This is a genomic window from Tessaracoccus oleiagri, from assembly GCF_900103275.1.
Lineage (GTDB): Bacteria > Actinomycetota > Actinomycetes > Propionibacteriales > Propionibacteriaceae > Arachnia > Arachnia oleiagri.
The window spans coordinates 162,518-183,443 of sequence record NZ_FNGP01000004.1; the positions used below are offsets into that span (position 1 = coordinate 162,518).

General features: G+C 67.1%; 25 protein-coding genes. 21 read left to right on the forward strand and 4 right to left on the reverse strand.

Annotation, left to right across the window (positions count from 1 at the left end):
- Positions 1–36 precede the first annotated feature (36 nt).
- Genes BLR46_RS11350 through BLR46_RS11370 form a run of 5 tightly spaced genes read left to right on the forward strand, consistent with a single transcriptional unit; the run spans position 37 to position 3,534 of the window.
- Positions 37–408 (forward strand): GntR family transcriptional regulator, encoded by a 372-nt coding sequence (locus tag BLR46_RS11350; RefSeq protein ID WP_093252250.1) that lies wholly within the window; start codon positions 37–39, stop codon positions 406–408.
- Positions 409–1,113, forward strand: coding sequence for an ABC transporter ATP-binding protein (locus BLR46_RS11355; RefSeq protein ID WP_093252253.1), 705 nt, complete (start codon positions 409–411; stop codon positions 1,111–1,113).
- Positions 1,113–1,892, forward strand: a complete 780-nt coding sequence (locus BLR46_RS11360) for a hypothetical protein (RefSeq protein WP_093252255.1) — start codon at positions 1,113–1,115, stop codon at positions 1,890–1,892. The genes BLR46_RS11355 and BLR46_RS11360 overlap by 1 nt, the downstream gene beginning before the upstream one ends.
- A gap of 10 nt (positions 1,893–1,902) precedes the next feature.
- A complete protein-coding gene (locus BLR46_RS11365; RefSeq protein WP_093252258.1) occupies positions 1,903–2,739 on the forward strand; it encodes a DUF3097 domain-containing protein in 837 nt (278 codons plus the stop codon).
- 21 nt (positions 2,740–2,760) lie between these two features.
- Positions 2,761–3,534 (forward strand): inositol monophosphatase family protein, encoded by a 774-nt coding sequence (locus tag BLR46_RS11370; protein ID WP_093252261.1) that lies wholly within the window; start codon positions 2,761–2,763, stop codon positions 3,532–3,534.
- Position 3,535: 1 nt separating this feature from the next.
- Here the strand turns inward: BLR46_RS11370 and BLR46_RS11375 are convergent, their stop codons facing one another.
- On the reverse strand, positions 3,536–4,324 hold the full coding sequence (locus BLR46_RS11375) for an MBL fold metallo-hydrolase (RefSeq protein ID WP_176761756.1): 789 nt from the start codon (positions 4,322–4,324) through the stop codon (positions 3,536–3,538).
- 119 nt (positions 4,325–4,443) lie between these two features.
- Between BLR46_RS11375 and hrcA the strand changes: the two genes are divergently transcribed.
- The 4 genes from hrcA to tgt are packed head-to-tail and all read left to right on the forward strand — an operon-like array spanning position 4,444 to position 8,576.
- Entirely contained in the window at positions 4,444–5,451 is a 1,008-nt protein-coding gene (gene hrcA, locus BLR46_RS11380; protein WP_093252265.1) for a heat-inducible transcriptional repressor HrcA, read from the forward strand.
- Positions 5,452–5,461: 10 nt separating this feature from the next.
- A complete protein-coding gene (gene dnaJ, locus BLR46_RS11385) occupies positions 5,462–6,640 on the forward strand; it encodes a molecular chaperone DnaJ (protein WP_093252268.1) in 1,179 nt (392 codons plus the stop codon).
- Positions 6,637–7,350 (forward strand): 16S rRNA (uracil(1498)-N(3))-methyltransferase, encoded by a 714-nt coding sequence (locus BLR46_RS11390; protein WP_093252271.1) that lies wholly within the window; start codon positions 6,637–6,639, stop codon positions 7,348–7,350. The genes dnaJ and BLR46_RS11390 overlap by 4 nt, the downstream gene beginning before the upstream one ends.
- Positions 7,347–8,576 carry a tRNA guanosine(34) transglycosylase Tgt gene (tgt, locus tag BLR46_RS11395; RefSeq protein ID WP_093252273.1) on the forward strand — a complete coding sequence of 410 codons (1,230 nt, stop codon included), beginning with the start codon at positions 7,347–7,349 and terminating at the stop codon, positions 8,574–8,576. The genes BLR46_RS11390 and tgt overlap by 4 nt, the downstream gene beginning before the upstream one ends.
- On the opposite strand, the gene BLR46_RS11400 is transcribed toward tgt, so the two are convergent.
- The gene (locus BLR46_RS11400; protein ID WP_093252274.1) at positions 8,573–9,289 is read right to left on the reverse strand and encodes a queuosine precursor transporter; all 717 of its coding nucleotides are present in this window, start codon (positions 9,287–9,289) and stop codon (positions 8,573–8,575) included. The two genes, tgt and BLR46_RS11400, sit on opposite strands and share 4 nt — an antisense overlap.
- Before the next feature lie 56 nt (positions 9,290–9,345).
- Here BLR46_RS11400 and BLR46_RS11405 point away from each other — a divergent pair, with 56 nt between their 5' ends.
- The 9 genes from BLR46_RS11405 to BLR46_RS14900 all read left to right on the forward strand — a co-directional run bounded on the left by BLR46_RS11405 (position 9,346) and on the right by BLR46_RS14900 (position 18,173).
- Positions 9,346–9,750 carry a DUF5709 domain-containing protein gene (locus BLR46_RS11405; protein ID WP_093252275.1) on the forward strand — a complete coding sequence of 135 codons (405 nt, stop codon included), beginning with the start codon at positions 9,346–9,348 and terminating at the stop codon, positions 9,748–9,750.
- A 112-nt stretch (positions 9,751–9,862) separates the two neighbouring features.
- Complete coding sequence (locus tag BLR46_RS11410) at positions 9,863–10,798, forward strand: PhoH family protein (RefSeq protein WP_093252277.1); 936 nt, start codon at positions 9,863–9,865, stop codon at positions 10,796–10,798.
- On the forward strand, positions 10,795–11,250 hold the full coding sequence (gene ybeY / locus BLR46_RS11415) for an rRNA maturation RNase YbeY (protein ID WP_093252278.1): 456 nt from the start codon (positions 10,795–10,797) through the stop codon (positions 11,248–11,250). Before BLR46_RS11410 ends, ybeY begins: the two co-directional genes overlap by 4 nt.
- A complete protein-coding gene (locus tag BLR46_RS11420) occupies positions 11,247–12,467 on the forward strand; it encodes an APC family permease (protein WP_218118443.1) in 1,221 nt (406 codons plus the stop codon). Before ybeY ends, BLR46_RS11420 begins: the two co-directional genes overlap by 4 nt.
- 30 nt (positions 12,468–12,497) lie before the next feature.
- Positions 12,498–13,808 (forward strand): hemolysin family protein, encoded by a 1,311-nt coding sequence (locus tag BLR46_RS11425; RefSeq protein WP_176761757.1) that lies wholly within the window; start codon positions 12,498–12,500, stop codon positions 13,806–13,808.
- Positions 13,801–14,727: a GTPase Era gene (gene era, locus BLR46_RS11430; protein WP_093252284.1), complete on the forward strand. Its 927-nt coding sequence runs from the start codon at positions 13,801–13,803 to the stop codon at positions 14,725–14,727. Before BLR46_RS11425 ends, era begins: the two co-directional genes overlap by 8 nt.
- A gap of 229 nt (positions 14,728–14,956) precedes the next feature.
- Complete coding sequence (locus tag BLR46_RS14895; protein ID WP_143008284.1) at positions 14,957–15,637, forward strand: hypothetical protein; 681 nt, start codon at positions 14,957–14,959, stop codon at positions 15,635–15,637.
- An 87-nt stretch (positions 15,638–15,724) separates the two neighbouring features.
- Positions 15,725–16,531, forward strand: a complete 807-nt coding sequence (locus tag BLR46_RS11435; RefSeq protein WP_143008285.1) for a hypothetical protein — start codon at positions 15,725–15,727, stop codon at positions 16,529–16,531.
- A gap of 256 nt (positions 16,532–16,787) precedes the next feature.
- Positions 16,788–18,173: a Shedu anti-phage system protein SduA domain-containing protein gene (locus BLR46_RS14900; RefSeq protein ID WP_176761758.1), complete on the forward strand. Its 1,386-nt coding sequence runs from the start codon at positions 16,788–16,790 to the stop codon at positions 18,171–18,173.
- Positions 18,174–18,461: 288 nt separating this feature from the next.
- Here the strand turns inward: BLR46_RS14900 and BLR46_RS11445 are convergent, their stop codons facing one another.
- Positions 18,462–18,722 carry a type II toxin-antitoxin system RelE family toxin gene (locus BLR46_RS11445; protein WP_281230835.1) on the reverse strand — a complete coding sequence of 87 codons (261 nt, stop codon included), beginning with the start codon at positions 18,720–18,722 and terminating at the stop codon, positions 18,462–18,464.
- The gene (locus BLR46_RS11450; RefSeq protein WP_218118444.1) at positions 18,719–19,000 is read right to left on the reverse strand and encodes a type II toxin-antitoxin system Phd/YefM family antitoxin; all 282 of its coding nucleotides are present in this window, start codon (positions 18,998–19,000) and stop codon (positions 18,719–18,721) included. The genes BLR46_RS11445 and BLR46_RS11450 overlap by 4 nt, the downstream gene beginning before the upstream one ends.
- Positions 19,001–19,085: 85 nt before the next feature.
- Here BLR46_RS11450 and BLR46_RS11455 point away from each other — a divergent pair, with 85 nt between their 5' ends.
- The 3 genes from BLR46_RS11455 (at position 19,086) to BLR46_RS11465 (ending at position 20,831) form a co-directional block, all read left to right on the forward strand.
- Positions 19,086–19,508, forward strand: coding sequence for a DUF6924 domain-containing protein (locus BLR46_RS11455; RefSeq protein ID WP_093252292.1), 423 nt, complete (start codon positions 19,086–19,088; stop codon positions 19,506–19,508).
- 115 nt (positions 19,509–19,623) lie between these two features.
- Positions 19,624–20,187, forward strand: a complete 564-nt coding sequence (locus BLR46_RS11460) for a hypothetical protein (protein WP_143008287.1) — start codon at positions 19,624–19,626, stop codon at positions 20,185–20,187.
- A gap of 80 nt (positions 20,188–20,267) precedes the next feature.
- The gene (locus BLR46_RS11465) at positions 20,268–20,831 is read left to right on the forward strand and encodes a hypothetical protein (protein ID WP_093252297.1); all 564 of its coding nucleotides are present in this window, start codon (positions 20,268–20,270) and stop codon (positions 20,829–20,831) included.
- Positions 20,832–20,926 lie beyond the last annotated feature (95 nt).

The following is a 20,926-nucleotide window of genomic DNA, read 5'->3' on the forward strand; positions in this document are numbered from 1 at the left end:
TAAGTACCTAATACAGCAATACAGGAGGTGTGGGCGTTGGAATTCAACAGCTCGGCACCGATCTGGCTACAGCTCGTCGACGAGTGCTCACGACGCATCGTCACGGGCCAGTGGCCGGCGGGCACACGGGTGCCCGGGGTGCGGGACCTCGGAGTGGAGTTGGGAGTGAACCCGAACACGATGCAGCGGGCGCTGGCCGAGCTCGACCGGCAGGGGATCACCGTCCCCGACCGGACCGTCGGGCGCTTCGTCACCGACGACACCGCCCGGATCGACGAACTCAGGGACGCCGTCGCGGCCGGCAGCGCCGACGACTTCATCCAACGGGCGCGCGGGCTCGGCATGAGCCTCGAGGGCGCCAGGAAGCTGCTCACCAACCGCTGGCCAGACCTGGAAGGGAATGCATAGATGACGGCCATCGAGGTCCAATCACTCACCAAGCGCTACGGGAGGTTCCCCGCGCTCAACAACCTCACCTTCTCGCTCGGCCAGGGCCAGGTCGTCGGCCTGATGGGCGAGAACGGCTGCGGCAAGACCACGCTGCTGAAGGTGCTCGCGGGCGTGATGCTGCAGTACGACGGCGAGGTCTCCATCCTCGGCCACCGCCCCGGTCCCGAGTCCAAGGCCCTGGTCAGCTTCCTGCCGGACCAGAGCTTCCTCGCCGACGGGGACCGCATCCGCCGCTGCGCGGACATGTATGCCGACTTCTTCGGGGACTTCAACCGCGAGAAGTTCGACGACCTGCTGAAGTTCTTCCGCCTCGAACCTGCCATGAAGCTGTCCCAGCTGAGCAAGGGCATGCGCGAGAAGGCGCAGATCGCGCTCGCCATGTCCCGCGACGCGAGGGTGTTCCTCCTCGACGAGCCCATCTCGGGAGTGGACCCGGCGGCCCGCGACGTGATCCTCCGCGCCGTCGTGCGCCACCTGGAACCCGACTCGCTGGTGCTGATCTCCACCCACCTGATCAGCGACGTGGAGCCAATCCTCGACCGCGTCCTCATGATGCGGTACGGGCAGGTGCTGCTCGAGGGCGGGGTCGACGACCTCCGCGAGCAGCACGGCAAGAGCATGGACCAGCTATTCAGAGAGGTGTACCGATGGTCGGAAAACTGATGAAGCACGAGTTCCTACGGACTCGTGGACCGCTCGGCCTCGCGGCGCTCATCGCGCTGCTGATCGCCGCCGTCGCGTACGGGCTGGCGCTCATTTCGCCGGTCGTGGCGATGTTCCCCTTCGGTGTGGCGTTCACGATCGCCCTCGTGTTCGCCTTCGGGGTCCAGATCTACCTCGCCGTCGACTTCTACCGGTCGTCGTTCGGCCGCCGCGGCTACCTCACCCACACGCTGCCGGTGAGGGGATCCACACTGGTCGGTGCCAAGCTCGTCTACGCCATGCTGGTGACGGTGGCGGCTGTGCTCTGGGCGATGGTGCTGCTGCTCGTCTGCCTGGCGACCGCGGTCGAGCTGGGCATGATCACCTATGAACTGTTCTGGTCGGGGTTCCGGGAACTCTTCGGCAGCGCGCCCTGGTTCGTGTGGTTCCTGGGCCTGAACCTCCTGGCGCTGTTGATCTCCACGATCGTGCAGTACTACTTCTCCGTGGCGGTCGGGAGCGAGGCCTGGATCAACCGCACCGGCGCCATGGGGCCGGTCATCACCTTCCTGATCGTCTACGCCGCGTTCCAGGTGATCGCGATCGTCGCGTTCCTGATCCCGCCCAGCTACGCCCCGCTAACCGAGACCTGGAGCTGGTCGCTTCCCCTGGTCGACATGATCAACGACCCGGACGGGATGGGGATCCCGATGTCCGTCTTCTGGATCTCCTACGTGTTGTCCGCCGTCCTCGTCTGGCGCACCGTCGTGTCGGTGGGCAGGAAACTGGAGCTGCGATAACTTCGTACGAATGGACCGCTATTCCCGCGACGTGCTCGCCCCCGGCTGGCAGAAGGCGCACCTCAAGAAGACCAGGGACGTCCCCGCGGAGCTGGACATGGTCGTCGAGATCGACGATTACGTCGGCGCCGTCGTCGGTTGGGAGCACGGGGTGGTGCTGCTCGAGGACCGCAGGGGCAAGCGTCGGGGGTTCCCGTTCGGGCCGGGTTTCCTGCTCGAGGGCGAACCCGTGGCGCTGCGCCCGCCGCTCCGGCAGGGCACGGCCAAGCCGAAGTACACCGCCTCCGGCTCGAGGGTGGGGGAGACCCCCGAGCGCGCCAAGGTCGCGCTGCCCAGCCGCATCTACGTCGAGGGCCGGCACGACGCCGAGCTGATCGAGAAGATCTGGGGCGCCGACCTGCGGCACGTCGGGGTCGTGGTCGAGTACCTGGGCGGCATCGACGACCTGCCCGCCATCGTCGAGGAGTTCCGGCCCGAGCCCGGCAGGCGGCTGGGCGTCCTCGTCGACCACCTGGTCCCGGGCTCCAAGGAGTCCCGGATCACGAAGCAGGTCTACGCCGCCGGGTACGCGGACACCGTGAAGATCCTCGGGCACGAGTTCATCGACATCTGGCAGGCCGTGAAGCCGGCGCGGATCGGGCGCAAGGCTTGGCCGGACGTGCCGCGCGACGTCGACTTCAAGAAGGGCACGCTGGCCGCGCTGGGGCTGCCCCACGACGACCAGGCGGACATCGCCCGCGGCTGGCAGGCGATCCTCGGCCGGGTGGAGAGCTGGCGAGACCTCGAGCCGCAGCTCAACACCATCGTCGAGACGCTCATCGACTTCGTCACCCAGGACCACCTGTGAGTCTTGGATAGGGTTGGGGGCATGGACACCCCGGGCATCGCCGAGCTTCTCAAGGAGACCGCGGACGCGGTCGTCAACCCCCGTTTCCGGGAACTCGCCGGCGGCGACGTGGAGGAGAAGCGGCCCGGCGACCTCGTCACCGTGGCGGACCGCGAGTCCGAGGAGTACCTGACCAACCTGCTGCTGGGGGTCTACCCGGACGCGCTCGTCGTGGGGGAGGAGGGCGTGTTCCTGGGCAGCTCCGTCCTGGACTCGCTCGGCGACGCCGAGCACGCCTTCGTCATCGACCCGATCGACGGCACCCGCAACTTCGTCGAGGGCAAGAAGGAGCACGGCGTCATGCTGGCCGAGCTGCGCCGCGGCGAGACGACGCGCGGCTGGATCTGGCAGCCCCAGGTGGAGCGGCTCTACACTGTCGAGAAGGGGGCGGGCGACGTGCTGCTCAACGGTGAGTCGTTGGACCGGCGGCGACGCCACGACCTGCCGCAGGGTGCCTCGTCGCAGCGACGCCGCCTCGGCTTCACCGCCGGCGGCAGCCTCAACCCGGTGGTCCGCAGCTTCGGCGCGGCCTGCTTCGACTACCCGGCCGTGGTGTCGGGGGAGCTCGACTTCATGTACTTCGCGAACGCGCACCCGTGGGACCACCTCGCGGGGAGCCTCATGCTTGCCGAGACCGGCGGGGTGGCGCGCATGCTCGACGGCGAGGACTACACCGTGCGCTCCCGCGGGCGCGGGCTGATGATCGCCCGGACCCCGGAGATCTGGGAGCGCGCCACCGCGGAGTGGGTGTTCTGAGTCAGAAGCTGCTGAGCGGCAGCTGGGTGCGGGGGACGACGCCCTCGGCCTCCAGCTCGTCGTAGATCATGGGAATCGCGCGGCGCACCGTCTCCTCGGCCAGCGGCCACTCCTCGGCGGCCTCGAAGGCACGATCGCGCCGCACGCCGGAGCGGATGAGGTTCTCGACCGTCGAGAAGAGGATCGCCATGTCGCCGCTCGCCAGGAGCGCGAACTCGCGGTCGACGGGCTCCCCGTGGCCGGGGACGAACGCGGTGTCGCGGCGGGAGGCGCCGACGACGGCGTCCAGCACCTGCGGCCAGCCGCCGATCTTCGAGGTCTCGTCGAACTGCGGGTCACCGGCGCTCTCGAGCAGGTCGCCGACGACGACCACCCCCGCACTCTGCGCGACGACCACGACGTCGGAACGGGTGTGGGCCTGGCCGTAGTGGACGATCTCGAGGAACCGGTTGCCCAGGTTGAGCGGCAGGGCGAGGCTGAACGTCCGGCTGGGCTGGAACTCGCCGTCGGTGTCGGTCACGACGTTCTCGTGCGCGATGGACTCGACGCCCTCCATCCCGACCAGGCCGCGCCAGTGGTCGTCGTGGTGGTGGGTCACGATGACGTGGTCGAGCGGGACGCCGGCCAGCTCGCGGGCGCTCGCGAGCAGGGAGTCGCCGGACTCCGCCGAACCCCCGGCATCCACGAGGACCGCGCGCTCGTCGCCGGCGATGCAGACGACGTTGGCGTCGTGGGGCTGGGTGACGGTGTACCAGACCCGGTCGGCGACTGGCTTCCACGAGATGTCCATGGGGTCAGCATAGGGTCGGTGGCCAAGGCCGCGCCCATTGTCGTCGCTCGCCATTTCTGCCAGCGAGCAGGGAGGGGTAAGCTGGCACTCGCCCAATGTGAGTGCCAGAGGAGGTGGCTGTGCTCGACGACCGCAAGCTCGAGGTGTTGAAGGCGATCGTGACCGACTACGTCGCCAGCCGGGAGCCGGTGGGCTCCAAGGCCCTCGTCGAACGGCACCAGCTGAACGTGTCCGCCGCAACGGTGCGCAATGACATGGCCCTGCTGGAGGAGGAGGGCTACATCACGCAGCCCCACACCAGCGCGGGCCGCATCCCCACCGACAAGGGCTACCGGCTGTTCGTCGACAAGTTGGCCCGCATCAAGCCGCTGTCGCCCGCCGAGCGACGGGCCATCTCGGCCTTCCTCGACGGCACGCTCGACATGGACGACCTCATCGCGCGCACGGTGCGGCTCCTCGCGCAGCTCACGCACCAGGTGGCGATCGTGCAGTACCCGGTCACGCAGCGCGGGCAGATCCGGCACGCCGAACTCGTGACGCTCAGCCCCGAGCGCGTGATGGTGATCATCGTCACCGCGTCGGGGCGCGTCGACCAGGGGGTGGTCGAGGTCGGCTACCTCGACCCCGACGCCATCGCGGAACTCCGCTCCCAGATCGTAGGTGCGGTGATCGGCCGCGCCCCGGACGACGCCGCCGACGCGCTGGCGAACGTGCTGGAGACCATCCGGCCCGAGTACCGCCCGATGGCGGCCAGCATCGTCGCCACCACCCTGCAGTTGCTCGCCGCGGAGCCGACGTCGCAGGTGGTGGTCGCCGGCGTGCCGAACCTGGCGGGCGCCCGGTTCGAGCGCGACCTCCGGCCCCTGCTCGAGGCCCTCGAGGAGCAGGTCGTCCTGATGCGGCTCCTCGGCGAGGCGGCGGGCGACGACGTCACGGTCCGGATCGGCGAGGAGAACACCGCCGACGGGTTCCAGTCGACGAGCCTCGTCGCCAGCGGGTACGGTGCTGCGGGTGAGCGGGCCGCGAGCCTCGGCGTCGTGGGCCCCACCCGGATGGACTATCCCGCCACCATCGCTTCCGTACGTGCCGTGGCGCGCTACGTGAGCCGTTTCCTCATGGAAGGTTGATTCACACACTGTGAGCACGAAGGACTACTACGCCATCCTCGGCGTCGACCGGGACGCGTCCGCGGAGGCCATCAAGAAGGCCTACCGCCGCCGAGCCATGAAGGTGCACCCCGACGTCGCCCAGGACGATGCCGGCGCGGCGGACAAGTTCAAGGAACTCAGCGAGGCCTACGAGGTGCTGAGCGACCCGAACAAGCGCGCCATCTTCGACCGCGGCGGCGACCCCAGGCACGCCAACGGGGCCGGCGCCGGCTTCTCCGGCTTCGGCGGCGGCTTCGCGGGCGGCTTCGACTTCACCAACCTCGTCGACGCGATGTTCGGCACGCAGAGCGGCAGGGGCGGCCCCCGGTCGCGGGTCCGCCGGGGCCAGGACGCGCTCGTGCGCGCCGACCTGGAGCTGCACGAGGCGGTCTTCGGCGTCACCAAGCCCATCAAGGTCGACACCGCCGTGGTCTGCCCCAAGTGCACGGGCAGCGGCGGCGAGCCGGGCTCCGAGCCGGTCACCTGTCCCACCTGCGACGGGCAGGGCGAGATCCTGCAGATCCAGCGCAGCTTCCTCGGCGACATCCGCACTTCGCAGATGTGCCCGAACTGTCGCGGCTACGGCACGATCCTGCCGCGCCCCTGCAGCGAGTGCTCCGGTGAGGGGCGCGTGCGCTCCCGTCGCAACATCTCGGTCCGCATCCCGGCCGGTGTGGCGACGGGCAACCGGATCCATCTCGAGGCGCAGGGCGAGGTGGGCCCCGGTGGCGGCCCCGCCGGCGACCTCTATGTCGAGATCAACGTCCTCCCGCACGAGACGTTCCGCAGGGAGGGCGACAACCTCGAGGTGGTCGTCAAGCTGCCGATGACCGCGGCTGCGCTCGGCACCACGGTGGACCTCGCGACGCTCGAGGCGGAGTGGGAGAACTCGGCGGTCGAGGACCGCACCGTGGCCGTCGAGGTGCCGGCGGGCACCCAGTCCGGCACCCGCATCTCCATCAAGGAGCGCGGCGTGCCGAAGCTGCGCGGCGGCGGCCGCGGCGACCTCGGCGTCACCTTCCTCGTGCAGACCCCGACGCGGCTCGACGACCACCAGCGCGACCTGCTGCGCCAGCTGGCCGAGTCCCGGGACGAGATCAACCCCGAGGCCATCGCCCACAAGGGCAAGGGCGGCCTGCTCGGCTGGTTGCAGGACCGGCTGTCGTGACGAGCGCGCTGTTCCTGGCCGACTTCGACGCGCTCGAGGTGGGCCGGGAGCTGCGCGTCGTGGGCGAGGAGGCGCGCCACGCCTCGGTCAAGCGCATCGAGGTCGGGGAGTGCGTGCTGGTCGCCAACGGCCGCGGGCTGGGGGCCGAGGGGCCCGTCGTCGCCAGCGGCAAGTCCGAACTTGTCGTTCGGGTGGAGCGCATCGTCGAGGGGCCGACGCCCAGGCGACGCACCGTCGCGGTCCAGGCCTTGGCCAAGGGGGACCGGTCGCTGCTCGCCGTGCAGATGCTCACCGAACTGGGCGCCGCCCGGATCGTCGCCTGGCAGTCCGACCGCTCCATCGTGCGCTGGGGCGCCGACCGTGCCGACAAGTCGTTGGCCAAGTGGGAGGCCACCGCCCGTGAGGCGGCCAAGCAGTCCCGTCGGCTCACGATCCCGGAGTGCGCCTTCGTCACCAACAAGACGCTGCTGCGCGAGCTCGCCGACGTCGAGTCGGTCCTCGTCCTGCACGAGGAGGCGGAGGTCCACCTCCGCGACGCCGCACCCGACGCCGCCTCCGTCGCGGTGGTGGTCGGTCCCGAGGGCGGCATCTCGCCGGCCGAGCTGGAGATGCTCGTCGCGGCGGGTGCAGTGCCGGTGCGGATCAGCGACCACGTGCTGCGCACCTCCACCGCCGGCGCCGTCGCGCTCGGCCAACTGGAGGTGCTGTGAGCTTCTCCTTCGAGGTGGGAGCCAGGATCGACGGCGCCCCCGGCCGCACCGGCGTGATCCACACGCCGCACGGGGACATCGAGACCCCGGCGTTCATCGTCGTGGGCACGAAGGCCACGGTGAAGGCGGTCCTGCCGGAGGCCGTGGCGGATCTCGGGGCGCAGGCCGTCCTCGCCAACGCCTACCACCTCTACCTCCAGCCGGGGTCGGACGTCGTCGACGAGGCCGGCGGCCTCGGCCGGTTCATGAACTGGCCCGGACCCACCTTCACCGACTCCGGCGGCTTCCAGGTGATGAGCCTGGGCGCCGGCTTCAAGAAGGTGCTGGCCATGGACACCGAGGGGCTGCAGGACGACGACGTGATCGCGGACGGCAAGACGCGGCGGGCGCTCGTCGACGAGGACGGCGTGACGTTCAAGTCGCACCTGAACGGGGATCCCCACAGGTTCACGCCCGAGGTGTCGATGCGGATCCAGCACGAACTGGGCGCAGACATCATGTTCGCCTTCGACGAGCTGACGACGCTGATGAACACCCGCGAGTACCAGGAGGCCTCGGTGGAGCGCACGCACCGCTGGGCGGTCCGGTGTCTCGCCGAGCACCGGAGGCTGACCGAGGAGCGGGTCGGCAAGCCGTACCAGGCGCTGTTCGGGGTGGTCCAGGGCGCGCAGTACGAGGATTTGCGCCGGCGCGCGGCCCGCGGGCTCGCGGAGTTGGAGGTCGACGGGCAGCGGTTCGACGGGTTCGGCCTCGGGGGCGCGCTCGAGAAGCAACGGCTCGGCGAGATCACCCGGTGGATGGTGGAGGAGCTTCCCGACGACCGGCCGCGCCACATGTTGGGGCTGTCGGAGCCGGACGACTTCTTCGCCGCGATCGAGATGGGCGGGGACACGTTCGACTGCGTGAACCCGTCGCGCGTGGCCCGCAACGGCGCCATCTACACCGCGGACGGCCGCTACAACGTCAACACCGCCCGGCACAAGCGCTCGTTCGTTCCCCTGGAGGAGGGCTGCGACTGCTACACGTGCCGCCACTACACGCGCGCCTACGTGCACCACCTGTTCAAGGGCAAGGAGATGCTGGCCTCGACGCTGGCCACCATCCACAACGAGCGCTTCACCGTGCGGCTCGTGGACAACATCCGCGCCGCGATCCGGACCGGCGACTTCCACGCCTACCGCGACGAGTTCCTCGGGCGCTTCTACGCGGGCGCGGCGACCGCCTAGACGTCTACGTCGTCGGTGACCGGCGCGGAGTCGGCGTAGGTGGGCTCGCGCCGCTTGACGAACTTCACGGCCCGGTAGGTGATCGGCATCACGAGGAGCTCCACGAGCACCTTGTAGACGAAGCCCACGAGGATGTAGTTGAGCATGCTGCCGCCCGTGAGCACGCCGTAGAAGGCGACGAGGCAGAAGATCGTGGTGTCGGCGGCCTGCCCGACGAGGGTGGAGCCCAGCAGCCGGGCCCACAGCCCACCGTCGCGACGGCGGGTCTTCATCCACACCAGCACCCAGGCGTTGAGGAACTGGCCGACGAAGTAGGCGGCCAGGCTCGCGACGACGATGCGCGGCACGAATCCGAGGATGGCGTCGTAGGCGGTCTGGTTGGGCCAGTCGGCCGCCGCCGGCGCGATGCCGACGAGCAGGAACGTCAGCGAGGCGATCGACGCCATGACGAACCCCATGACGATGGCCCGGCGCGCCCCCCGTAGCCCGTAGACCTCGGCGAGCACATCCCCGATGACGTAGGTGAGTGGGAACAGGATGAAGCCGCCGTCGGTGATGATCGGCAGCACCGGGAAACCGAGGACCTCCACGTCGGGACCGAACTGGATCAGCTTCACGGCGGCCACGTTGGAGATCAGCAGCAGGCCGACGAAAGCCGCCACGATCAGGTCGTATGGTCCTGCGGTGCGCTGGGCGAAGGTCGGGGTGCTCACCCGGAGGATCTTAGCCCTGCGCTCCGATCGCACGGAGTTGGTGGCAAACTTGGGTCATGGAAGGCAACGAAGCAACGGACCGCGACGAGTTCCACGTCGAGCAGCTGCAAGCCAGTGAAACGCTCATCGACCGAGGGGTCGACGACGTCCTGGACGAGGGCTATGTTGCGCCGGACGCCTGGAGCCCCGCGCAGGGATTCGGCAACACGCCGGCCGAGATGCGCCAGGGCGAAACGCTGGAGATGCGCATCAAGCAGGAGCTGCCGGAGCACGACCCGCACAAGCTGGACGGCAAGTGGAACCCCCTCTACGAGGACCGGCAGGTGGGCGCGAGCCGCGCCGGCCGGCTGGTCCACGGCGACGGGACCGTCGGCCGCGACGTCGGTTTCAGCGGCGGCGCCGCCTCGGCCGAGGAGGCCGCGATGCACATCATCACCGAGGAGTCCCTGCTGGACGACTAAGCTGGGAGCGGCCCGGTGAGATCCGCCGCGCGCCGAGTCGAAAGGCCGACCCCTGAGTCAACTCCATGAGCTGCCCGGCAGCCGGGTAGTGAACGTTCCCCCGTCCATCGACATGATCAGCCTGCTCGGGCCGGGCGACGAGAACCTGCGCATGCTCGAGGCCAAACTCACCGCCGACCTGCACGTGCGGGGACAGCAGATCACGCTCACGGGCCCGACCGAGGCCGTCACGCAGGCGGCGGAAATCATCTCTGAGCTCGTCGCCATCATCCGGACCGGGCAGGGCCTCACCCCCGAGACCGTGGAGCGGGTGGTGCAGATGTCCGAGGAGCCCGACGTCGCCGCCTCGGAGGTGCTGACCCAGAACATCGTCAGCTCCCGTGGCCGGACGGTCCGCCCCAAGACCCTGAACCAGAAGCGCTACGTCGACGCGATCGACCGGCACACCATCGTGTTCGGCATCGGACCCGCCGGCACCGGCAAGACCTATCTGGCGATGGCCAAGGCGGTCCAGGCGCTGCAGAACAAGGAAGTCACGCGCATCATCCTCACCCGCCCGGCGATCGAGGCGGGGGAGAAGCTCGGCTTCCTGCCCGGCACGCTGACGGACAAGATCGACCCCTACCTGCGGCCGCTGTACGACGCGCTGCACGACATGGTGGACTCCGACTCGGTGCCGAAGCTGCTCACCTCGGGCGTGGTGGAGGTGGCCCCGCTGGCGTACATGCGCGGCCGCACGCTGAACGACGCGTTCATCATCCTCGACGAGGCGCAGAACACGTCGATGGAGCAGATGAAGATGTTCCTCACCCGCCTCGGCTTCGGCTCCAAGGTGGTCGTGACCGGCGACGTGACGCAGATCGACCTCCCGGGCGGCCACCGTTCCGGGCTCAAGATGGTTCAGGACATCCTCGACGGGGTGGAGGACATCGCCTTCTGTCACCTGACCGCCCGCGACGTGGTCCGCCACCGCCTGGTGGGGCGCATCGTCGCCGCCTACGACCAGTACGACTCCGCCCAGGAAGCCAGGAAGGGACGCGCACGGTGATCGACCTCAACAACGAGTCCGGGATGGAGGCCGACGAGCAGGGCCTCGTGGCGCTCGCCCGGTTCGCGCTCGACCAGCTCCGCATCCACCCGCAGGCGGAGCTCTCCATCGTCCTCGTCGACGAGGAGACCATGGCCGACTACCACGAGCGGTTCATGGACCTCCCCGGGCCCACCGACGTGATGAGCTTCCCGATGGACGAGCTGCGCGCCCCCGAGGAAGGGGAGGAGCCGCCCCTCGGGCTGCTCGGTGACATCGTCCTCTGCCCGGCGGTGACCGAGCGGCAGGCCGCCGAGAACGGGCGCGAGCCGAGGGCCGAGGCGGAGTACCTGCTGATCCACGGGCTGCTGCACCTGCTCGGCCACGACCACGCGGAGCCCGAGGAGAAGGCCGTGATGTTCGGCCTCAACGACAAGATCATCGCCGCCTGGGAAATCGAGCGGGCCAAGTGAGCCAACTGGCGCGCCGGCTGCGCCTCGGCGACGCGATCGCCATCGGTGTCGCCTCCATGGTGGGCGCCGGCGTGTTCGCGGTCTGGGGCCCTGCCGCGGAGGCGGCCGGCGGATGGCTGCTCGTCGGCCTGGCGCTCGCGGCCCTGGTGGCTTGGTGCAACGCGACGAGCTCCGCGCAGCTCGCGGCGCAGTACCCGTCGGCGGGCGGCACCTACGTGTACGGGCGGGAGCGGTTGGGCCCCTGGCCGGGGTACCTCGCGGGGTGGAGCTTCGTCGTCGGCAAGACCGCGTCCGCGGCCGCGATGGCGATGGTGTTCTCCGCGTACTGGGCGCCGGAGGGCTGGACCAAGCCCGTCGCCGTCGGCATCATCTGGGTGCTCGTCCTGGTGAACGTGCTTGGCGCCACCCGCACCGCGCAGGTGGCGAAGGTGCTCGTCGCGATCGCCCTCGTGGGCATCATCACGGCGCTGGGCACCGGCTGGGTGTCGGCGCCAGGGTCCGCGCCGGAGGGGTGGGGCGACGCGTCGCTCTACGGCATCCTCCAGTCCGGCGGTCTGCTGTTCTTCGCCTTCGCGGGCTACGCCCGGATCGCGACGATGGGGGAGGAGGTCGTCGACCCGGAGCGCAACATCCGCCGCGCCATCATCACCGCACTGCTGTTCACGCTGGGGCTGTACGTCCTCGTCGCCGTCTCGTTGCTTGTGCTCGTCGGGCCGGAACAGATCGCCGAGTCCACCGCGCCGCTCGCCCTGCTCGTCGACGACAACGCCGTGGCCCGCGGTGTGCTCGTCGCCGGTGCCACCGCCGCCAGCGCCGGAGCCCTGCTCGGCCTCCTGTCGGGCATCGGACGCACGTGGCTCGCCATGGCTCGGACCGGCGACCTGCCGGGCTTCTTCAACCGCACCAGCGAGCGGTTCAAGACCCCGCACCGCATCGAGATCACGCTCGGCGTGCTCCTGACGGTCGTGGTCCTCGTGGCCGACCTGCGCGGCGCGATCGGGTTCTCGTCGTTCGGCGTGCTGCTCTACTACTTCATCGCCAACGTCGCCGCCTACACCCAGGAGCCCGACGCGCGCCGGTACCCGAAGGCGTGGCAGGTGGTGGGCGCGGTGCTGTGCCTGGTGTTGGTGGTGACCCTCCCGGTCGTGTCCGTGGCCGGCGGGCTCGTCGTGCTGGCGATCGGCATCGTGTGGCGACTGGCCAAGCCAGCGGGATAAACTGCGAGTTCCTGACTGAAATGGGTAATGGTGTCACAGTCCGAATGGATTGAACTGGGCCTGGCGCTGCTGTGCGCCGTGTTCGCGAGCATCCTCGCCGCGATCGAGATGGCGGCGGCGGTCACGACGAAGGGCCGCGCCGAGCGCCTCGTCGAGGAGGAAGTGCCCGGCAGCGAGCGCATGCTGCTCATCGCTCAGGACCCGGCGCCGACGATCAACTCGATCATGTTCGCCCGCATGGCGCTCGAGATCACCTCGATCACGATCGTGGCGATGGTGGCGTTCACTTACTTCGACACCGACTGGGTGCGGGTGCTGATCACCGTCGGGGTGATGCTGTTCATCTCGTTCATCCTCTGGGGTGTCGCGCCGCGCACGCTCGGCCGGCAGCACCCGGTGCGGGTCCTGCAGTTGTTCGGGCCGCTCACGAGCGTGCTGACCAGCGTCCTCAGCCCCGTGGCGCAGCTCATGATCCTGATCGGCAACGCGCTGACACCCGGCAAGGGGTTCGCCGACGGGCCGTTCACCACCGAGGCGGAGCTCCTCGACATGGTCTCCGCGGCGGAGGCCAGTGCGCTGATCGAGGCGGGGGAGTCGCGCATGATCCACTCCGTGTTCGAGCTCGGCGACACGCTGGTCAAGGAGGTCATGGTCCCGCGCACCGACATGGTGTTCATCAAGCGCGACCGGACCCTGAGGCAACTGCTGAGCCTCGCGCTCCGCTCGGGCTTCTCCCGGATCCCCGTCGTCGGCGAGGGGCTCGACGACATCCTCGGCATCGTCTACCTCAAGGACGTCACGAAGCGGATCTACGACTACCCGGACGCGGAGCGGGGTGAGACGGTCGAGGACATCATGCGTCCGGCGACGTTCTGCCCCGACTCGAAGTCAGCAGCGGAGCTCCTCAAGGAGATGCAGCGCACCCGCTCGCACCTCGTGGTCGTGGTGGACGAGTTCGGCGGCACGTCGGGGCTGGCCACGATCGAGGACATCCTCGAGGAGATCGTGGGCGAGATCGTCGACGAGTACGACACCGAGGTGGACCGCGTCGAGAAGATCGGGAACGACCACTACCGCGTGTCCTCCCGATTGCCGCTCGACGAGGTGGGCGAGCTGTTCGGGCTCAAGCTGGACGACGAGGACGTCGAGACCGTCTGGGGCCTGATGGCGAAGCAACTCAACCTCGTGCCGATCCCCGGGTCGCGCACGGTGTACCAAGGCATCGAGATGATCGCCGACCGCGCCGTCGGCCGGCGGCACCAGATCGGCACCGTCCTCGTCCGGCTCCTGCCGGAGGACGAACTGCACGAACACGACCAGGAGGACGTGGAAGATGACTGACCAGACCCACCGCTCGGGCTTCGCCTGCTTCGTCGGGCGCCCGAACGCCGGCAAGTCGACGCTGACCAACGCGCTCGTCGGGCAGAAGATCGCGATCGCGTCGTCCAAGCCGCAGACCACCCGCCACGCGGTGCGCGGCATCGTCACGCGCCCCGACGGGCAGCTGGTACTCATCGACACCCCGGGGCTTCACAAGCCGCGGACCCTCCTCGGTGAGCGCCTGAACGCGCTGGTCTACGACACCTGGGCGGAGGTCGACGTGATCGGCGTCTGCCTGCCGGCCAACGAGAAGATCGGCCCGGGCGACAAGCACATCCTCGGCGAGATCGCCGCGCTGCAGAACCGTCCGAAGCTCGTCGCCCTGGCCACGAAGATTGACCTCGTCAAGAAGGACCGGCTGCTGGCCCACATGGCCGCGATCGACGAGGTCGGACGCGAGATGGGCATCGAGTGGGGTGGGATCGTGCCGGTGTCGGCCACCTCCGGCGAGCAGGTGGACGTCGTCGCCGACGTGCTGCTCTCCCTCCTGCCCGAGGGCCCGGTGTACTACCCCGACGGCGAGATCACCGACGAGCCGGAGGAGACGCTGATCGCCGAGCTCATCCGCGAGGCAGCACTCGAGGGCGTGCGCGACGAGTTGCCGCACTCCATCGCCGTGCAGATCGACGAGATGATCCCGCGCGCCGACCGTCCGGAGAACAAGCCACTCATCGACGTGTTCGCCTCCATCATCGTGGAGCGCGACTCCCAGAAGGGCATCATCATCGGGCACCGCGGGGAGCGGCTGAAGGAGATCGGCACCGCCGCCCGGCAGCAGATCAACAAGCTGCTCGGCACGCCGGTGCACCTGCAGATCCACGTGAAGGTGCTCAAGGAGTGGCAGCGCGATCCCAAGCACTTGGGCCGTCTGGGATTCTGACGCCTCGGCGTGATCTCGGAGTCGGGCTCTTTGGTGGCGGTCACTGCATCGGCGCTTTGTGGAGCCCTGCGGAGCAATGATGCGTCCTGGTGAGGCGTGCCACGGAGCTGCTGCGTTCGTCGTCGTATCGAATGGCCGAGCGCTCGGTCATGCCGATGTGCGGGTGCTTGGGGATGCCCAGTACTGACCCCCGGAGACGGGGTTGGGGCCTGTGAGTTATGGTCGCAAGGTGAATAATGCAGCCGGGTCGACGACCAGTCGTGAGGAGGAGATTGCGTTCCGCATCCTGGAGCAGGTCCTTGGCGTCAGCATCTTCCTCGCCGACGCCGGAGCGGGCAACAACAAGCCTGACGGGGCGTGGACTTATCCTGGTGGAGAACGGCGCCGGGGCATTGTCGAAGTGACTTCACCACCGGACAAGAAGCTCATGAGTAGATGGGCTCAAGCCAAGAGGGACGGCCTGTCGCAGTCAGAAAGTGGTTCGATCCCACCACGGATAGGCGAACTGCATCAGGTCTGCGCTGAACTACTCGCAGCCGCCTGGGCTTTGGACAACATCGCGAAGTTGCGAGCCGAGCCCGCGGACGAGAGGCACCTCTTCCTATTTGGCCGCAGCCATCGGGTTCAATCGTATTTCTGCCGACTCTCGGACACCTATGAAGATGGGTCCTTCGAGTCTGTCCTAGACCTTGTTCTCCCCGACGGCATTACTGATCTCTGGTGCAGGGGCAGGGCGAGGCGCGAGGAACCCTGGGGCACAAGGGTTTGGGTAGCAAGGTTTCAGGCTGGCGTCGGCTGGAACCGATACGTCGCTGACATCGACGAACGGCACCTGCCTTCTCCCAATGCTTCCCTCGCCGACGACCGCCTCGACCCACAGCTCAGAGCGCCTAGGGACCGTTCGATCTGATCGATCCTCGTGTGGCTGGTAGCGGAGATCGCGAGCGGGCCGCCGTGATGGGTGGGTCCCACCAGTCGCATGTACGACACTGGGGGAATGATTGCGCTCTCTGACAGCGATCGCCGCGCGCTCGAACGGATGACGGCGACATTCTCAACCCTCGAAGCTTGGCGTGTGCGGTCACGATGCGTGGAGGAACCTGAGCGGGGAAGTGAAGCAGCTCTAGATGATGCCATCTGGCGATGGATGCCACCATCCGAGATCGCCCGACAGTCGCTTGTCGCCGCTACCCAGCACCTGAACTTGGCGAGAACAGCGATCGAGGCGAAGGACATCTACCCGAGTTCTCACTTCACCGTTCTCCGCGGCGGTCTGGTCGGCGCTAGCCAAGCGCTGTGGATCCTAGGGCCGGACGACCGCGCTGAGCGACAGCAACGTGCGCTGCGGGTGATCGATGAGTGGTATCGCCGCGCGTTGCAGCATGCCGCCGAGTACATGCCGCTCATTAATGATGTAAGTGACCGGCAGCAGATGCAGCGGAGCATGGCCCACATGCAAAGACGTCGAGACGACGCACGCCAGCTCTGGCGGAAGACGTCAACTCTTACAGAGAGGCAGACCTTGGAGTTGACAGATGTCATCGCGTGGTCGGCATCCGAGGTTCTGAATGACCCCGTACGTGCGGCTCTTGTGAGGCCGTTGTGGCAGCAGCTCAGCGGAGATGCGCACGCGTTGGGTTGGGCCGTCATGACCCGCAGCTCGCTGGTTGAGCGCCAAGCCGGAGGTATGGCGGTGTTCGCCGCGGGCGGTGACTTGCAGCGCGTTGGTCAGGCATTCACCTTAAGTTACAGAATCCTGAAGACCGGCTGGTCTTTGTTCGACCGCAGGTGTGAGGGGCTCTAGCCGCTCAGGAAGAAGGAATAGCTCGCGGTCCGAGTTGGTCGGGGCGGAGGTTCTGGCTCACTGTCCAGCCGCGATGTGCGGGGGTTGGCCGTAGGGCTGCAGGTTCCCAACACGACCGCCCTCGATTGCCGTTCGTGGTGCACACGCTCGCGATGCGAGCAATCCGTGCATGAAGGCCGAGTTGGTTGGTGTCGGCAGCAGTTGGCAGGTGCCGCCTGGTGGTTGGGACGCTCTAGCTGGCCTGTGCACTGAAGGCATGGCTCTGACGAAGCGGTTGGCCCGCCTCCATGTCTACTCTTCGAGCGCCGTCGACAGCCCGATAGGGTGTGCGAATGATGAACGAAGCGGTTCTATGACGACGGTACCCCGCTGGCAGTTGGTTGCTGACAGCCTCGAACGTCAAGCATCAGGGCCTTCGGCCCAACAGTTGAGCGCCGCGAAGAGCCTCGGAGTGGACCTCCCTGTCTCGCTGCCAGCCCCCGTGGCGGCAGTGGTGCTGCGCTACCGACTATGCACCGAGTTGAGACTCGCGTTTCGATCCGCTGACGGAATCCCCGCGGTGCTCCGGGACATTGAGGACGAGCTGGGTGTTTCACGCACCGAATCACTTCTCACAGATACAAGTGAAGAGGTAAGCGCCTGGTTTGAGTCGAGGTACATCCTCAAGACAGTTCGCGGCCTGCGGAATCTGAAGCCCGAGGTCGGCGATGTTGTTTCTTGTGCCGGTTGGCGGGAGGGCGAACGGAGGGTCATATCGACCATCCAGGACAGTGGCCGGATCTTTATGAAGCTGAAGCCAGTTCGGAGCGCATGGCCGAACCACCTCGAAATGGTGGCGCGCGTCGGGTCTCCCCAATATGAGGCGGCCGTCAAGAGCGCCGGTGATTCCGTACTCAACTCGACCGTGTCAACCTCAACGAACCTAGACAACTTCGGTCTCCTGTCGCAGTACGAACTGAATAGCCACATACCGACGCCGGAGGCGATTCGCGCGCTCGAAGAGTTGCTCGAATCGGGGGAGCGGCGGGAGGAGCCGCTGCAAGTGGTGCTGACCCAGTATCCCGAGTTGCTAGCTTCGACCGTTGTCGGAGGATGGAAGACTTTCGTCATTCCGAAGCCGCGCCTTGGTGCGGAGCATGTCCCCGACTTTCTCATCCTAGGTATCAACAGCGTTGGTCCTCAGTGGCTGACGGTTGAAATTGAGGGTGCGCGGCACCAAATTCTGACCAAGAAAGGCAAACTCGCACAACAGACGCGACACGCGATAGAGCAGGTCGAGGACTGGCGGGAATGGCTCACCCGCAATGTGAGCTACACGCAGATTGAGAAGGGGTACCACGGCCTCACTACGCGCGCTCCAGGCCTGGTCATCATTGGCCGTGATGACCCCTCAGCCGAGCGACAGGCCTCGAGGGCGCGCACTGAGGAGCAGGCCAGAATTGCAGTGCACTCCTGGGATTGGCTACTCCGCGGGGCGCGGAACTTGAGTGACCACGCTCTGTACAAGACTAAGTTCGCCATTGACAACCTGAATGAGCAGGCTGGACAGCAGGTAGTTGCGCTCCCAGTGTCACGCGCCTCCACGTTCGATGAGCTGCTCGCTGGGGACGAGGACGCGGAGTACAACCGGTTTCCCTGGTGAGCTGAGAGTGACGGAGACGTGTCTGCCGACTGGCATGTCCTAAATCACTGGGCGATGTTCGCCCTGTGAGGCTGAGGGGGAGTCCAACATCCGCGGAGAATTCTGGGTCGCGGGTGGGTTTCCTTCGGAACTGGAGTGTCCGTCGCGCCAGGCGGGTGGGCGTACGTGCAGGAAGCCGGCCTGGGGCCAGGTCTGGAAGGGTGGGAGGGATCGCGGGGTCCTGACTGGGTCGCTCATCCACGTGACCGAGACCGCCACACGGATGCACGCTCATGCCGCTGTGGTGCGTCAGCGGTAGACGTCCGCACGGTGCTCGATCGCGACGATCGTGACCCGATGATCGATCCGGTAAATGACCCGATAATCTCCTCGGCGTGCGCTGTGGAGGCCTTCAAGTTCGAAACGCAGTGGCTTGCCGACGGGTTGGGGATCATCCGCCACCGGCCCATAAATGAATTCGATGGCTGCGGTGGCCGCCTTCTCCGGTAGCCGCTGCAGCGCCCGCTTGGCCGTGGGCGTCCAAGCGATCTCGTACTGCTTGGCCATCATGCGCGCAGGGATCCGAGGATGTCTTCTTTGCTGAGGACTTCGGCCTCACCGCTGACGAGTTCGGCCAGACTGTCGCGGACCTGGCCGATGAGCTTTGGCCGGCTCACAACTTCGAGAGTCTCTTCCAGCGAAGCCAGGTCCTCCGTGCTCATGACTACCGCCGCAGGCTTGCCGTGGCGAGTGATGACGATCCGGTTGTGCTGCCGCTCAACTTGATCGACCACCTCGGAGAGGTGGTTCTTCACATCCCGTAGGGCCATGGAGTCATCGATGTTCATGACTACAAGTGTAGCTACATCGGGGCGTGGCTCAACATTCGCATGCTGGCTGCGGGACCATGGCGGTTGGCCATATGGTCGGCGCATGAGACTCCCAGACGGCCCGGACCTCGGCCTGCTGCTGATCCGCACCGACTATTCCAGCCAGGATGCTTGGCACCGCGCCCTGGACGCAGCAACCGCGATCTACCCCGGGGACGATTGGCGCAATGGTGCCCTGCTGACGCCCGTGGAGGCACCCGAACTCAGCGCTCTCACGCCCAACGAAATTGTCCGCCTCGCGCGCGAGGGTTACTTGAGCGCCGTCGCAGTGGCCGATGAGCAGTCCATGAGAGATGGCACTATCCTGTTTTTGGACCTGAACGAGTTCGGCGGGGAAGTCGGGCGCACCTTCCGCGCCATCCCGCGAGAGATCGAGCCGATCACTGCGAACCTATCCCTGGCGAATATGGACTTCAGCGACTTCGCCGACAACGCGGACGCTGACGGCATCTTCCGTGGCTTTTAGCGCACCCTGCGACATCCGGTTCTACGCTGATCGAGGTTCCTTCCCCCCGGCGGGGGTCGGGCAGGAAGGGGCTAGGCATCGCACGACATCGGCGAAAGCCGGGCAGACTGAGGGCATGGCTGATCACCGCTCGGCGGTACCGCTGGATAACCCTCGTTGGGCGACGCTCGGGACTCGTAATGGCCCCGGGGCCCAGCGGGTCCGCGACGCACTCCTAACCTTGCTCGATGCGCCGTCCGAGATGGCAGTGTTCAACGAGATGTGGCCCGAGATCTGTTCAGACGACACGACATTTGACGCCGCGTACGCAGCGGCTCCCTACTTGGTCTCTATGGCCGAGCTGGCGCCGATGCAGAATGCAGTGGAGTACCTGATCGTGCTCGGCCTCATCGAGACTTACGCACAGGTCGTACCTGAGGACCTTGAATCCGCCTACCGTGACGCTCTTCGGGACGCTACGGAGCTTGCCCTTCGACGACTCGACGAGTGCTCCATCGACCACACGCTTCGCTATCTATTGGGGGCAGTCGCGGCCTTCCGCGGGCGCCGAGACCTCGCAGGAGCGCTTGTGGACATCGATCTCGTTCAGGAGACATGTCCCTCGTGCGGAACTCTCATTTTCCCGAGCGAACTCCAACAGATCACCCACCGCGACAGCCGAGAGGTGAGGGATCAGTGATGGGGAGCGCAGAATGCACGGACAGGCCGCCAGTACTTGGTGAAGGGCCAGAGTCGGCAAACGCAGGAGAACGAAGGACGATGCGGTCGGGATTCATCGCTGTGTTGGCGACCGCGCTCTTCACACTGTCAGGATGCGCGACGCCCGCTGCCGAAGTCTTCTACAACGCTTCCTACCCCGCGTTCGAGTCGGTCTCGGAACTGAAGGAGGCGGCTGACCTGGTCATCGAAGGCGAAATCATTTCCTCGGCCGTCAGGGAACTGGACATCGCGAGCGAACCGACCGGCGCGGCCGCTGACGACCCCGAGTTGAGCCCCAACGGCTCCGAGCGGGACACGCGCTCTGTGATGGTGTTCACCGTTCATGAGGTGCAGGTTCAGCGAGTGCTCAAGGGGTCCAGCATTGAAAGTGAGAGAGTCCAGGTTAAGGAACTCGGTGGGACGCTCGGGAAGACGGCGTACCTCACTGAAGGGGGCGTTCTCCTACGCGAGGGAGAGTCGTACGTCATGTTCCTGGAGACCTACGAGTCGACGCCTGCGAGCCTCTTGAATCCCGTCCAGGCCGCGTACCAGAACGTCCACGGCAAATGGACGTCCATGGCCGGGAACTCGCTCGCGGTCGAAGACGTCGCCGAACTCTCTTGACCGTCTGGGGAGATCGTGAGCCGACTAGGAATCAGAGCGATCATGTTCGGCTCCGTAGCGGGAGCGGAGACGTTGCTCTCGGAGATTTTTCAGGG